At 67.2% G+C, this 12,966-nt stretch carries 17 protein-coding genes; 12 read left to right on the plus strand and 5 right to left on the minus strand.

All coding sequences use genetic code 11. The features are described from left to right. Positions 1–36 precede the first annotated feature (36 nt). The 5 genes from ACEOAB_RS29735 (at position 37) to ACEOAB_RS29755 (ending at position 4,156) form a co-directional block, all read left to right on the plus strand. Positions 37–651: a LysE family transporter gene (locus ACEOAB_RS29735; protein WP_413313616.1), complete on the plus strand. Its 615-nt coding sequence runs from the start codon at positions 37–39 to the stop codon at positions 649–651. Positions 652–673: 22 nt separating this feature from the next. Continuing rightward, positions 674–1,594, plus strand: coding sequence for a ParA family protein (locus ACEOAB_RS29740; RefSeq protein ID WP_056600095.1), 921 nt, complete (start codon positions 674–676; stop codon positions 1,592–1,594). 45 nt (positions 1,595–1,639) lie between these two features. Further along, positions 1,640–2,185: an RBBP9/YdeN family alpha/beta hydrolase gene (locus ACEOAB_RS29745; RefSeq protein ID WP_413749009.1), complete on the plus strand. Its 546-nt coding sequence runs from the start codon at positions 1,640–1,642 to the stop codon at positions 2,183–2,185. Next, positions 2,185–3,147 (plus strand): ParB/RepB/Spo0J family partition protein, encoded by a 963-nt coding sequence (locus tag ACEOAB_RS29750; RefSeq protein ID WP_413749008.1) that lies wholly within the window; start codon positions 2,185–2,187, stop codon positions 3,145–3,147. The genes ACEOAB_RS29745 and ACEOAB_RS29750 overlap by 1 nt, the downstream gene beginning before the upstream one ends. 115 nt (positions 3,148–3,262) lie before the next feature. After that, positions 3,263–4,156: a CsgG/HfaB family protein gene (locus ACEOAB_RS29755; RefSeq protein WP_413749007.1), complete on the plus strand. Its 894-nt coding sequence runs from the start codon at positions 3,263–3,265 to the stop codon at positions 4,154–4,156. A gap of 88 nt (positions 4,157–4,244) precedes the next feature. Here the strand turns inward: ACEOAB_RS29755 and ACEOAB_RS29760 are convergent, their stop codons facing one another. Continuing rightward, a complete protein-coding gene (locus ACEOAB_RS29760) occupies positions 4,245–5,669 on the minus strand; it encodes an FAD-binding oxidoreductase (protein ID WP_413749006.1) in 1,425 nt (474 codons plus the stop codon). A gap of 74 nt (positions 5,670–5,743) precedes the next feature. Between ACEOAB_RS29760 and ACEOAB_RS29765 the strand changes: the two genes are divergently transcribed. The 4 genes from ACEOAB_RS29765 to ACEOAB_RS29780 all read left to right on the plus strand — a co-directional run bounded on the left by ACEOAB_RS29765 (position 5,744) and on the right by ACEOAB_RS29780 (position 8,018). After that, the gene (locus ACEOAB_RS29765; RefSeq protein WP_056600351.1) at positions 5,744–6,244 is read left to right on the plus strand and encodes a DinB family protein; all 501 of its coding nucleotides are present in this window, start codon (positions 5,744–5,746) and stop codon (positions 6,242–6,244) included. Positions 6,245–6,258: 14 nt separating this feature from the next. Then, positions 6,259–6,852 carry a cob(I)yrinic acid a,c-diamide adenosyltransferase gene (locus ACEOAB_RS29770; protein WP_007838734.1) on the plus strand — a complete coding sequence of 198 codons (594 nt, stop codon included), beginning with the start codon at positions 6,259–6,261 and terminating at the stop codon, positions 6,850–6,852. Then, a complete protein-coding gene (locus ACEOAB_RS29775; protein WP_413749005.1) occupies positions 6,849–7,208 on the plus strand; it encodes a hypothetical protein in 360 nt (119 codons plus the stop codon). Before ACEOAB_RS29770 ends, ACEOAB_RS29775 begins: the two co-directional genes overlap by 4 nt. 294 nt (positions 7,209–7,502) lie before the next feature. Continuing rightward, positions 7,503–8,018 carry a class IV adenylate cyclase gene (locus ACEOAB_RS29780; RefSeq protein ID WP_413749004.1) on the plus strand — a complete coding sequence of 172 codons (516 nt, stop codon included), beginning with the start codon at positions 7,503–7,505 and terminating at the stop codon, positions 8,016–8,018. Here ACEOAB_RS29780 and ACEOAB_RS29785 read toward each other — a convergent pair whose 3' ends face one another. Further along, complete coding sequence (locus ACEOAB_RS29785) at positions 8,019–8,657, minus strand: GDSL-type esterase/lipase family protein (RefSeq protein WP_413749003.1); 639 nt, start codon at positions 8,655–8,657, stop codon at positions 8,019–8,021. It lies immediately after the preceding gene. 231 nt (positions 8,658–8,888) lie between these two features. Here ACEOAB_RS29785 and ACEOAB_RS29790 point away from each other — a divergent pair, with 231 nt between their 5' ends. Next, a complete protein-coding gene (locus ACEOAB_RS29790) occupies positions 8,889–9,326 on the plus strand; it encodes an RcnB family protein (protein ID WP_413749002.1) in 438 nt (145 codons plus the stop codon). 99 nt (positions 9,327–9,425) lie between these two features. Here the strand turns inward: ACEOAB_RS29790 and ACEOAB_RS29795 are convergent, their stop codons facing one another. Continuing rightward, positions 9,426–9,692 carry a hypothetical protein gene (locus ACEOAB_RS29795; protein ID WP_056600122.1) on the minus strand — a complete coding sequence of 89 codons (267 nt, stop codon included), beginning with the start codon at positions 9,690–9,692 and terminating at the stop codon, positions 9,426–9,428. A gap of 127 nt (positions 9,693–9,819) precedes the next feature. Beyond that, complete coding sequence (locus ACEOAB_RS29800) at positions 9,820–10,764, minus strand: CysB family HTH-type transcriptional regulator (protein ID WP_413749000.1); 945 nt, start codon at positions 10,762–10,764, stop codon at positions 9,820–9,822. A gap of 169 nt (positions 10,765–10,933) precedes the next feature. Between ACEOAB_RS29800 and ACEOAB_RS29805 the strand changes: the two genes are divergently transcribed. Both ACEOAB_RS29805 and ACEOAB_RS29810 read left to right on the plus strand, forming a co-directional pair. Beyond that, positions 10,934–11,536, plus strand: a complete 603-nt coding sequence (locus ACEOAB_RS29805; protein WP_056600129.1) for a TetR/AcrR family transcriptional regulator — start codon at positions 10,934–10,936, stop codon at positions 11,534–11,536. A gap of 217 nt (positions 11,537–11,753) precedes the next feature. Continuing rightward, positions 11,754–12,677 carry an alpha/beta fold hydrolase gene (locus ACEOAB_RS29810; RefSeq protein ID WP_495653322.1) on the plus strand — a complete coding sequence of 308 codons (924 nt, stop codon included), beginning with the start codon at positions 11,754–11,756 and terminating at the stop codon, positions 12,675–12,677. Between the two features lie 15 nt (positions 12,678–12,692). Here the strand turns inward: ACEOAB_RS29810 and minE are convergent, their stop codons facing one another. Further along, entirely contained in the window at positions 12,693–12,965 is a 273-nt protein-coding gene (minE, locus tag ACEOAB_RS29815) for a cell division topological specificity factor MinE (protein ID WP_007836823.1), read from the minus strand. Position 12,966: the final 1 nt, after the last annotated feature.

Consider the following 12,966-nt stretch of genomic DNA (forward strand, 5'->3'; position numbering starts at 1 on the left):
GGTCTCTCTCCCGACCCGCTTTTTCGAGGCAAAACCATGTTCGGCATTGCTGACTACGGCGCATTCGTCGCCGCCATCGTCCTCTTTCTCCTGATTCCCGGTCCGGGCAATCTGGCGCTGATCACCTCGACCAGCAAGGGCGGCATCCGAGGCGGCCTGGCTGCGACGGCCGGCGTGATCATCGGCGACCAGTTTCTGCTGTGGGCGGCGGTGGCTGGCGTGTCGGCCGTGATGGCGGCTTACCCGGCCGCCTTCAAGGCTGTGCAGTGGTTGGGTGCTGCCTATCTGGCCTGGATGGGCATCAAGATGCTGTTGGCCAAGCCCGGTTCGGCACCCATCCTCAATATCAAGCCCAGCCATTTCATGCGCCAGGCGTTCACCATCACGCTGCTGAACCCAAAGGCGATCGTGTTCTACATGGCCTTCTTCCCGCTGTTCGTGGATCCGGCCCGGCACCAGGGCCTGATCACTTTCGGCGCAATGGCGGTGACCATCGCCGCGCTGACCTTCCTGTACGGCCTGACCTCAACGCTGCTCACGCATTTCCTGGCCGAGCGCATCCGCGCGAATCCCCGCATTTCCACCACGCTCGAAAAGCTTGCCGGCAGTTTCCTGATCGCCTTCGGCGTCAAGCTCGCAATCTCGCGCTGATCGATCGATCCCCGGTACTCACATGGCCAAGATTTTCTGCATTGCCAATCAGAAGGGCGGCGTCGGCAAGACCACCACCACCGTCAATCTCGCCGCCGGCCTCGCCAAGGTCGGCCAGCGCGTGCTGATGATCGACCTCGACCCGCAGGGCAATGCCACCATGGGTTCGGGCATCGACAAGCGCCAGCTGGAGTTGACGGTGTACGACGTGCTGCTCGAATCGGCCTCGGTGTCCGAGGCCCGCGTCAAGGCAGACAAGCTGGTGGAGGGCGGTTGCGGCTACGACGTGCTGGGCGCCAACCGCGAACTGGCCGGCGCCGAAGTCGAGATGGTGGCACTCGATCGCCGAGAGAAGCGCCTGCGCACCGCGCTGGCCGCTGTCGGTGCCGAGTACGACTTCGTGCTGATCGACTGCCCGCCGAGCCTGAGCCTGTTGACGCTGAACGGCCTGTGCGCTGCCCACGGCGTGATCGTGCCGATGCAGTGCGAATACTTCGCGCTCGAAGGGCTGACCGATCTGGTCAACACCATCAAGCAGGTGCACGCCAACCTCAACAAGAACCTGCAGATCATCGGCTTGCTGCGCGTGATGTTCGATCCGCGCATCACGCTGCAGCAGCAAGTGAGCGAGCAACTCAAGTCCCACTTCGGCGACAAGGTGTTCGACACGGTGATTCCGCGCAATGTGCGGCTGGCCGAGGCACCAAGCTACGGACTGCCGGGCGTGGTGTTCGATCCGGCCGCCCGCGGCAGCCAGGCCTTCATTGCCTTTGCCCAGGAGCTGATCGACAAGATGCCGCCCGCAAGCGCTTTTGCCTCGGGTGCGGTGGCGCCGCCAATCGCACCGGTCGCGCGCATTGCGCCGGACCTGCCCATTCCCGATGACGTGATGGCGCCTGCTGTCGCGCCAGCATCCGATTCCACCAGTGAAAACAACGCCTGACGCTTGCCACCGGCTGGCAATGCGCTATCGAGTTAGTAGTAGCAAATGACAGATCCTCGCATCCTGCTGCTGCCAGGTTGGCAGAACAGCGGCCCCGGCCATTGGCAAACCCTTTGGGAGTCCGTCCACGGTGATCGCCGTGTCGAGCAGCACGATTGGATGCGACCGCTGCGCGGCGACTGGTCTGCGCGGCTCGAGGAAGAGGTGCTGGCCTCGCCCGGCCCGGTGGTTCTTGCGGCGCACAGCCTCGGCTGCATCCTCGTCGCCGCCTGGGCCGCGCATTCGCGCAACACGCACAAGGTGCGCGGTGCGCTGCTGGTGGCGCCTGGCGATGTGGAGCGCGACGACCTGCGCCAGCTGATTCCCGGCTGGGCACCGATCGTGCGCAAGCCGCTGCCGTTTCCGGCGGTGATGATTGCCGCCAACGACGACCCGTACTGCGAAGCCCCGCGCTCGCAGCAGCTCGCCAGGGATTGGGGGGCGCGCTTCATTGACGCCGGCCCGGGCGGTCACCTGAATGCCGAATCCGGCTTGGGCGAATGGCCCGAGGGCCGGAAGCTCCTGAACGAAATCTCGAAAGAAAAGAACTGATGGCGACCAAGAAACCCAAGGGCCTGGGCCGCGGCCTCGAGGCGCTGCTCGGCCCGACGGCCGCGCCTTCCGTCGACAACGGATTGAACGGCAACGTGGGCCCGGAAGAGGGCGGCGCGCCAAGGAACCCGAGCACGCTGATGCTCGAGCAGATGGTTGCTGGCGTCTACCAGCCGCGCACGCGCATGGACGAAGGCGCGCTCTACGAGCTGGCGGAGAGCATCAAGGTGCAGGGCATCATGCAGCCGATCCTGGTGCGCCGGCTCGATGCCGAATCGGCTGCCACCAAGAACGCGGAATACGAAATCATCGCGGGCGAGCGCCGTTTTCGCGCCGCCAGGCTCGCCGGTCTCGACAGCGTGCCAGTGCTGGTGCGCGACGTGCCCAACGAGGCCGCGGCGGCGATGTCGCTGATCGAGAACATCCAGCGCGAAGACCTCAACCCGCTTGAAGAAGCCCAAGGTCTGCAACGCCTGGTGAGCGAGTTTGGGCTCACTCACGAGCAAGCGGCGCAGGCTGTGGGCCGCTCGCGCAGCGCGGCCAGCAACCTGCTGCGCCTGCTGAACCTGGCGGAACCCGCACAGCAGATGCTGATGGCCGGCGACATCGACATGGGCCACGCCCGCGCGCTGCTGTCGCTCGACCGCGGCACGCAGATCACGGCGGCCAACCAGATCGCCGCCAGGAAGATGTCGGTGCGCGAGGCCGAGTCGCTGGTGAAGAAGCTCGCGGCCGAGTTCACGCTCACGCCATCGCGGCGCAGCAACGACGGCGAGAAGTCGCGCGACCTGCAGCGCGTGGAAGAAGAACTGGCCGATCTGCTCACCGCCGAGGTCGAGGTGCGCATCAAGAAGCGCAGCAAGCGCGGCGGCCGTGTCGAGGAAAGCGGCGAGCTCGCCATCCACTTCGGCTCCATCGAGGCCCTCAACGGATTGATCGAGCGCATCCGCCGAACGGCCTAGTGTTGTGAACCGGGGGGCTGGCGTTCGTTTGATTGATTCCTGCAATCCTTTGCGCGTATCCTCGACCGCTGTTTTTCCAACCCCAGATTTCTTGAATAAACGGAGGGAGTCCACCATGCTGTTCACCAAGTTCCCGCTCGCGGCCGTCACCGTCGGCGCGCTTCTCCTCACCGGTTGCGCGGCGACCGACATGCAGATGGGCAGCCAGTCGGCCAAGACCATGGCCACCGGCAGCGCCGCAGGCAGCGCCACCGCAGGCGAAAGCAGCCAGCTCGAGCGCTGCGAATCGCCGCTCGGCACGGTCTCGCTGATCGAAAACCAGAGCGCGGGCTGGTACACCATCCTCACCGGCGAATACCGCCTGCCGCCCACGGCCAACCTGCTGCGCCTGCTGGTGCAGCAATCGAACTGCTTCATCGTGGTCGAGCGCGGCGCGGCCGGCATGAACGCGATGACGCGCGAGCGTGCGCTGCAGCAGTCCGGTGAAATGCGCGGTGGCAGCAACTTCGGCCGCGGCCAGATGGTGGCCTCCGACTACGGCCTGTCGCCCGAGATCGTGTTCAGCAACAGCGATGCCGGCGGCATCGGCGGGGCGTTGGGCGGCCTGGTGGGTGGCGGCCGTGGACGCGCACTGGCGGCCATCGGCGGCAACATGCAGACCAAGGAAGCCAGCGCATTGCTGACGCTGATCGACAACCGTTCGGGCGTGCAGGTCGCGGCCTCCGAAGGCAGTGCCTCCAAGACCGATTTCGGCGCTTTCGGCGCGCTGGCCGGCCGCAGCGCGGGCGGCGGCCTCGGCGGCTACACCAACACGGCGCAGGGCAAGGTGATTGCCGCGGCCTTCATGGACGCCTTCAACCAGATGGTTCGCTCGCTGCGCAGCTACAAGGCGCAGACGGTGCGCGGCCAGGGCCTCGGCGGTGGTGGCCGACTGGGCGTGGATGGCGGTGCTGCGCCGTCGCAGACCTATGTGCCGGCGGAGCAGGCACCGGCACGCCGCCGCAAGTAAGCGCGCTCGTCGGTCGTCGCACCGTCGACAAAAAAGCCCGGGGCTCTCGCGAGCCGCCGGGCTTTTTCATGGGCGCCGCCCGAACGGATCAGAGGCTGAAGATCTTCCCGGGGTTCATGATGTTCTTCGGGTCGAGCGCACGCTTGATCGTGCGCATCATGTCGATCGCGCCGACACCCGCCTCGGTCACCAGGAAGTCCATCTTGTGCAGCCCTACGCCGTGCTCGCCGGTGCAAGTGCCTTCGAGCGCCAGCGCGCGGCTCACCAGCGCGTGGTTCAGCGCCTCGGCCTTCACGCGCTCCTCGGGGATGTTCGGGTCGAGCAGGTAGCCGAAGTGGAAATTGCCGTCGCCCACGTGGCCGACGAGGAAGTAGGGGATGCCGCTCGCATCGGCTTCGGCCACCGAGTCGAGCAGGCAATCGGCCAGGCGCGAGATCGGCACGCAGGTGTCGGTCGAAATCACGCGGCAGCCCGGGCGCGACTGCACGGCTGCGAAGTAGCTGTTGTGCCGCGCCGTCCACAGGCGCGTGCGTTCTTCCGGCGTGCTGGCCCATTCGAAGGCGTTGCCGCCATGCCCGCTGGCCAGTTCCTGCACCGTCTCGGCCTGCTCCTTCACGCCGGCCGGCGAGCCGTGGAATTCCATCAGCAGCATCGGCTCTTCGCGCAGGTTCAGCTTGGCGTAGGCGTTCACCATGCGCACCGTGTTCACGTCGATCAGTTCCACGCGCGCGATCGGCACGCCGAGCTGAATGGTCTCGATGGTGGTGCGCACGGCCGCCTCGATGCTCGGGAACGAGCAGATCGCCGCCGACACCGCCTCGGGCAGCGGGTAGATGCGCAGCGTGATCTCGGTGACCACGCCCAGCGTGCCTTCGCTGCCCACCATGAGGCGCGTGAGGTCATAGCCGGCCGACGACTTCTTCGCGCGCGTGCCGGTGCGGATGACGTCGCCGGCGGCCGTCACCACTTCGAGCGCCAGCACGTTCTCGCGCATCGTGCCGTAGCGCACCGCATTCGTGCCGCTGGCGCGCGTGGCCGTCATGCCGCCGATGGAAGCGTCGGCACCCGGGTCGATGGGGAAGAACAGGCCCGTGCTCTTGATCTCCTCATTGAGCTGCTTGCGCGTGACGCCGGGCTGCACCGTCACCGTGAGGTCGTCGGCGTTGACCGACAGCACCTTGTTCATGCGCGACACGTCGATGCTGATGCCGCCCTGCACCGCAAGCAGGTGGCCTTCGAGCGAGGAGCCCACGCCGAAGGGAATGACCGGCACGCTGTGCTCGCTGGCGAGCTTTACCGCATCGGCCACGTCCTGCGTGCTCTCTGCGAACACCACGGCGGCGGGCGGCGGCGCATCGAAGGAAGATTCGTCGCGCCCGTGCTGCGTGCGCACCGCCATGGCCGTGGAACAGTTGGCGCCGAAGCGCGCCTTCAGTCCGTCGATCAGGGCCGCTGGCACGTCGCGCAGATGAAGCTCCGGCATCAGGTGCGAGGTGGAGGTCGGGGCGTTCATCGTGGGTCTCCTGGCGGCGTGAGGGGGATCGTCCATTCTACGGAGCGAGCACCATAATGCGCTTCGGAAAAAACATGAACCCCACGACCCTCAGCGCTCTCGCCGCCTTCCCGTCGCAGCTGGAAGCCCACTACGCGGCCATTCCCACGGCCTTCCGGCATTGGGCGCCGCCCTCGTGGGAGGGTGTGCCCAGCGAGGCCTTCACCGCCATCGAGCAGCTCTGCCACGTGCGCGACATCGAGATCGAGGGCTACCACGTGCGCTTTCGCCGCACGCTGCAGGAGACGCATCCGACGCTGGCCTCGATCGACAGCGAGCCGCTGGCCATCGCGCGTGCATACGGCACGGCCGACGCGGCGAAGGTGCTGGCCGACTTCCGCATGGCGCGCGCGCAGACGATGGAAATCATCTCCAGCCTGAGCGACGCACAGCTCGCGCGTACGGCCGTGTTCGAAGGCTATGGCCCGCTCACGATGCGCAGCCTCATCCACTACCTCTGCAGCCACGACCAGCAGCATCTTGCGGGCCTGCAATGGCTCGCGGGCAAGATAGACGCCTCGACCGTCGAGCTGTAAAAACAGGAGCCACCATGGGCAACCGACTTTCCCAGATCGCCACCCGCACCGGCGACGATGGCACCACCGGCCTCGGCGACAACACGCGCGTGCCGAAAGACCACCTGCGCGTGCACGCGATGGGCGACGTGGACGAACTCAACTCGCAGATCGGCCTGCTGCTGTGCGAGCCCATGCCGGAGCCCGTGCGCGAGCTGCTGGTCGACGTGCAGCACCAGCTCTTCAATCTCGGCGGCGAGTTGTCGATGCCGGGTTTCACGCTGCTGAAGGCCGATGCGCTGCTGCAGCTCGACAACGCGCTGGCCGAGCACAACGCCGCGCTGCCGCGCCTTGCCGAATTCATCCTGCCCGCGGGCACGCGCGCAGCCTCGCTCGCGCATGTGTGCCGCACGGTGGCGCGGCGGGCCGAGCGCGCGGTGGTCGCGCTCGGTGCTGCGGCTGAACTCAACGACGCACTGCGCCAATATCTCAACCGGCTCAGCGACCTGCTCTTCGTGCTCGCGCGCGTGCTCAACCGGATGGACGGCGGCGACGACGTGTACTGGAAGAGCGAGCGCATGGCGCGCGCAGCAGCAGCGGAAGCAGACGACACCAAGGAGACTCCATGAAACTCTCGAACACCTTTCGCACATCGCTCGTCGTGGCGATGGCCGCAGCACTGTGGCTGCCGGTGGGCGCGCAAGCCCAGAGCGCGGACAACCCGCCGCAGGCCCAACGCGCTCACACCCTCAAGTCACCCTCGCGCGGCGGCAAGGTCGTGGGCAGCGTGCAGCGCGGCACCAACGCCGCGGGCCGCAGCGTCAACCGCGCGGATGCGGCCACGCGGCGCGGCGTCAACAACGTGTCGGAGAAAGCCAGCCGGCCGGTGCGCAACGTGGGTGAGGCCTTCGGCCGCAAGCTTTCGCGAGGCTCCAGCGGGCGCGCTGCGCCACCACCGGTGGGTCCGCAAGGCAACGCGCCCTGAACCAGGGACGCGTCGGTTCAGGGGCGCGCTCACGCCGACGGGGTACCTTGCTCCGCGAATGTCCCCCGCCTTCGGCTCCTCCTTTATTTCGCTGCGCAAGGCACCCCGCCGGCGTGATCGTTCAGAGCACTGGTTGATCGGCTGCAAACCAGCAGCGTGCCCTGTGCGCAGGGCATCGGGTGCTCCCCGCAGCGAAATAAAGGGGGAGCCCGAAGGGCGGAGGACATTCGCGGAGGGGAGTACCCGGTGGCCTGCGCACGCACCCCGAAAAAAAGCCAACCCTCACACCGCCCCATGGCAAGAAACATCGAAATCAAGGCCCGCATCGACAGCGTGGAACGCGTGGCGCGCATCGCCGAGACGCTGGCCGACCAAAGCCCCATCGAGATCGCGCAGGACGACACTTTCTTCCGCTGCGCCGACAGCGCAGACCGCCTCAAGCTGCGCACTTTCGCGCCCGATCACGCCGAGCTGATCTTCTATCGCCGCGCCAACAGCAGCGGCCCGAAGGAATCGTTCTACCTGATCACGCCGTGCGCCACGCCAGATGTGCTGCGCGAATCTCTCGCGCTTGCGTGGGGGCAGGCGGGCCGCGTGCGCAAGCTGCGCCAGCTGTTCCTGGTCGGCCGCACGCGCGTGCATCTCGACCGCGTGGAGGGCCTCGGTGAATTCCTCGAGCTCGAGGTTGTGCTGGAAGAAGGCGAATCGTCCGGGGCCGGCATCGCAGAAGCGCATGCGCTCATGGCGCAGTTGGGCGTGGGCGCCGAGCAGCTGGTGCAGGGTGCCTACGTCGACTTGCTGAATGCCTGATCAGCGCCAGCCCGCGGCCTTGAGCTGGTCCGCCAGCAGCTGCGCGACCTTTTCATAGCCTCGTGCGTTGGCATGGATGCGATCGGAGCGCAGCGACGCATCCGACAGCACGCTCGAATACACGTTCGCCACGAGCAGCGCCTGCCCCGACTTCGCGATCTCTTCGTAGAACGGCGCATCGCTGAGCGAGCCGATCGCCGCACGCATGGCGTCGGGCGCCGGCGTGGCCAGCAGCGCGACGTATGGCGTGTGCGCCCGCGCTTCACTGACCAGGGCCACGATGTTGTCGCGCGTGGCCGCGGCCGACATGCCGCGCAGCATGTCGTTGCCGCCGATGCCGATCAGGATCGCGTCATAGCTGCCCGCGCCCAGCAGTCCTGGCAGGCGTTGCAGCGCGCCATCCGAGGTGTCGCCGTTGATGCCCGCGTTCTCGACCTGCCAGCCCGTGAGCTCGCCCAGCTTCACGGGCCACGCCGCATTGGGCGGCGCGCCGTAGCCGTAAGTCAGGCTGTCGCCCAAGGCCAGCACGCGGGCATCGGATTTCAGTGCGGCGGCCGAGCCCCTGCGCTTGCCGCAGGCCACCAGAACGGCCATGGCAGGCGCGCTGGCCAGCAGGTGCAGGAGGTGTCTTCGCTTCATGTGGCGCGCAGCTTAAACGCAGCTCGCAGGGCACAGGCGCTTGTCCCTTGCCAGTGAATGGAGGAGGGCGGCGGCACTCGTGCGAGAGGCTCGATGCGCCACCTTGAAGGACAAGGCGCCGCGCGGATACCGGCGCTTACCGGACTTCACCCGTCCGCGACCCGAAGCGTCCGTAGCGGACACATGCGCGGCCCACAATGAATTCGTCATCAACGCATGAAGGATTTCCAGATGATCACCAATTCAAAGAGCATGGCCGTTGTCGCTGCAGCACTCGCGATGTGCATGGCGGCGGGGAGCGCCTTTGCGCAGGACCGCCACGGCGATGGTCGTCCGGGCGACGGCCGCTACGAACAGCGGGATCAGCGAGACCAGCATGACCGCAACTTCGACCGGCACGGTCCGCAAGGCGACTACTACCGCGGCAACCAGGACTTCCGCGATGGCCGCCAGTTCGACCGCCGTGGCTTCCCGCAGCCGCATACGGAATGGCGCCGCGGTGGCCGCGTGCCGCAGGAGTATCGTGGCCGCAACTACGTGGTGCAGGACTGGCGCGCCTACAGGCTCCAGCAGCCGCCCCGTGGCTATCAGTGGGTGGGCGTGGGTGGCGACTTCGTGCTCGCGGCCATCGCCACCGGCGTGATCGCGAACATCATCGCCGGCCAGTAAGCGCGCACCACCATCCAACCAGGCAGCACGAAGCCGCCACGGGCAACCGTGGCGGTTTTTCTTTTGAGAGGTCGAGGAAGCGAACGCCGGAGCCGGTCTTCAGACCAGCGCGGTGGGCACCGACTGGGCGCAGACGTTGCGCCCGGTGATGGTCAGCCGAAGGCCGCCACCATGCCATTCGAGCCAGTTGAGGCTCACGTACGCGTCGATGTCGGCGTCGTCGATGCGGTCGGCCTGGCGGCTCTGCAGCAGTTCCACCGTGGCGGGCAGAGCCCGTCTCAGCCGTTCCCGCCGCTCCGCTGCATCGGCCGCCCTCTGGGAGGCCCTTGTTTGCTGTTGTTGCTGCTGCGAGGTCGACGATGCCATTGCTGATCCATTTCCAGGAAGCCAGGGAATTAACCCGAATGTACGCCGCCTGTGTGAAGCTGCATTCTTCTTTTTTAACCATTCTGTCGTCCGCAGTACACACCCGCCCTCAGCTTCTGGACAAAGCCTAGATTTCGTAGTGAGAGGCTCTTTCTTCGTCTCCCAGAGCCTTTTCGACCACTGCGCGCGTCAGCGTGGGTGCGAACGACTCGATGAACGCGTACACGTACTTGCGCAGGTAGGTGCCGCGCCGCACCGCGAGCTTGGTGAGGTTGATGCCGAACAGTCGCCCCGCGTCGAGCGCGCGCAGCTGCGTGTCGCGCTCGGCCTCGTAGGCCACGCCGGCCACGATGCCCACGCCAAGGCCCAGCTGCACGTAGGTCTTGATCACGTCGGCGTCCATTGCGGCGAGCACGATGTTGGGCTGCAGCCCGCGCTGCCCGAAGGCCTCGTCGATGCGCGAGCGGCCCGTGAAGCCCGTGTCGTAGGTGATGAGCGGATAGCGCGTGAGCGCGTCGAGCGTCAGTGGCGCGTCGAGCAGCGGGTGCCCCGGCGGCACGACCACGGAATGCGTCCAGCGGTAGCAGGGCAGGGCGACAAGCTGCGGGTAGTCGCCCAGCGCTTCCGTGGCAATGCCCACGTCGGCCTCGCCGTCGAGCAGCATCTGCGCGATCTGCTTGGGCGAGCCCTGGTGCAGGTGCAGCTTCACGTTCGGAAACTGCGCGCGGAATTCCTGCACCGCCACCGGCATCGCATAGCGCGCCTGCGAGTGCGTGGCCGCCACCGAGAGCAGGCCGCTCTGCTGCGCGACGAACTCCTGGCCCGCGTGCTTGAGGTTGCTGCTCTCCATCAGCATGCGCTCGATGATCGGCAGCACGTGCCCGCCCGGCTCGGTGAGCCCCGTGAGCCGCTTGCCCGCACGCACGAAGAGCTCGATGCCGAGTTCTTCCTCGAGCTCGCGGATTTGCCGACTCACGCCGGGCTGCGAAGTGTGAAGGGTGTGGGCGACTTCGGTCAGGTTGAAGCCGCAACGAACGGCCTCGCGTACCGAGCGCAGTTGCTGGAAGTTCATCTGGCGCGAGAAGAGTCATGGGGCCCCGGCTGGGGCCGACCGCGGATTCTCGGCACAAGGGCTCGTTCGGGGAACGATGCGTTTGTTGGTTTCACATGAGCGAAACATCTTTAAGGCACTCCAGCAGGGCTTGTTTGCAATTTCGCACGGGTGTGCTAAAGTTTGCCGCATGGACGCCAAGACCCAGAAAAGCGAACTCACCCGCACCGCCATCGTCGGCGCGGCGATGAATCTTGCGCTGGCCGAAGGCCTGGAGGCGATCACGCTGCAGGCCGTCGCGAGCCGGCTGGGCCTTTCCAAGAGCGGCGTGTTCTCCCGCGTGGGTTCGCGCGAGGCGCTGCAGAAGGCCGTCATCGAGGAGTACGGCCGCGGCTTTCTGGCCGAGGTGTTCGTGCCCGCTATGCAGAAGCCGAAGGGCCTGGCGCGGCTCAACGAGATCGTCGCGCGCTGGATCGCCCGCACGCGCGACGTCGAGATGCACACCGGCTGCCTCTACATGGCCGGCGCCTTCGAGTTCGACGACCGCGAGGGCGAGCTGCGCGACATGCTGTTCGACGAGATTACGCGCTGGCGCGCCGCACTGCGCCGCACCGTGCTGCAGGCCATCGAGACCGGCGAACTCAAGGCCGACACCGACCCCGCGCAGCTCGTGAGCGAGCTCAACGGCGTGACCATGACCCAGCTGCACGACGCGCGCTTCCTGCGCGATCCGCAGGCCGCCGAGCGCGCTGCGCAGACCTGGCAGCGGCTTCTTTCCAGCTATCTCGCCTGAGCCGGCCACGAAGCAGGCGGCTCTCGACGTTTCCATTTGCCAGAATTTCGCACGACTGTGCGATAAAAAGGAGAAGCACCATGCTGATCATCGCCCTCTTCCTCGCCGCCTATGCGGCCGTCCTCGGCGCGAAGGGCTTGCGCGACACCCTGCGCAGCCTGCCTCGCAGCAACCGCGACTGGGTCTGGTACTGAACGCCCGGGAGGAACGCCACGCCATGACGACCACTTCCACGCCGGCCGCCGGCCATGCCGCGCAGTCGAACTACTACCGGCCCAGCCGCACGATGCGCGCGTTGCGCTTCGGCCTGACTACCTCGCAGCGCCTCTGGCCCGCACTCGGCGTGCGCGCCGCGTATCGCCTGTTCGGCACGCCGCTGCCGCCCAAGTGGCTCTACCGCGGCCAGGGCCCCGGCGCCGAATGGCGGCGCGAGAGCTGGGCCTTCGAGGATGCGGGCGTCGGCATCTACCACCTGGCCGCGCAGGACTCGGGTGCGGAGTCGGCGCCCGTGGTGCTGCTGGTGCACGGCTGGGGCGGGCACGCGGGGCAGATGCTGCCGCTCGCGCAGGCCGTGGCTGCGGCAGGGCTGCGGCCCGTGCTGCTCGAGCTGCCGGCGCACGGCCGCAGCGCGGGCACGATGAGCAACTCGCCGCAGTTCGCGCGCGCCATCGCCTACGTGGCAGCCCGGCTCGCGGCCGATGGCCACGCGTTGCGCGCCGCCGTCGCGCATTCGCTGGGCGCCAACGGGCTCGCTCTTGCAGCGGCGCGCGGCCTTCCGGCGGAGCGCCTCGTGCTGCTCGCGCCGCCTGCTTCGCCGCGCGAATACACGCGCTACTTCGCGCACACCTTCGGCCTCAGCGAAGCCACGCGGGGGGCGATGCAGCGGCTGCTCGAATCGCGTGAAGGGGTCCTGATGGCGCAGCTGGAGCCGGCCGCCGTGGGCCCGCGCATCGTGCAGCCGACGCTGATCGTGCACGACCGAGACGACCGCGTGAACCGCTTCGCCGATGCCGAGGCCTACCGCGATGCGATCCGCGGCGCCCAGCTGGCGGCCACGCAGGGGCTCGGGCACCGCCGCATCCTCCAGACGCCGGAGGTGCTCGAGCAGGTGCTGCGCTTTGTTGCGGACCCCGTGCACTGAGGTCCGCGAAACCCGTCAGCGCGCCGGCGCCGGGTCGGGCAGCTCGATCTTGATGTCGAGCACTTCGAGGTTGTCCTGGGTTTCCAGGTGCACCTTGATGTCGTCGGCGTTGATCGACACGTACTTGGAAATCACCGCCACCAGCTCGCGCTGGAGTTCGGGCAGATAGTCGGGGCGCTTCTTGCCGCTGAGGCTGGAGCGCTCGTGCGCGAGGATGATCTGCAGGCGCTCTTTCGCGACGCTTGCAGTCTTCTTCTTCTCGCCAAGCAGGAACGAGAGAAACGACATG

This window comes from Variovorax sp. Varisp53, assembly GCF_059491555.1.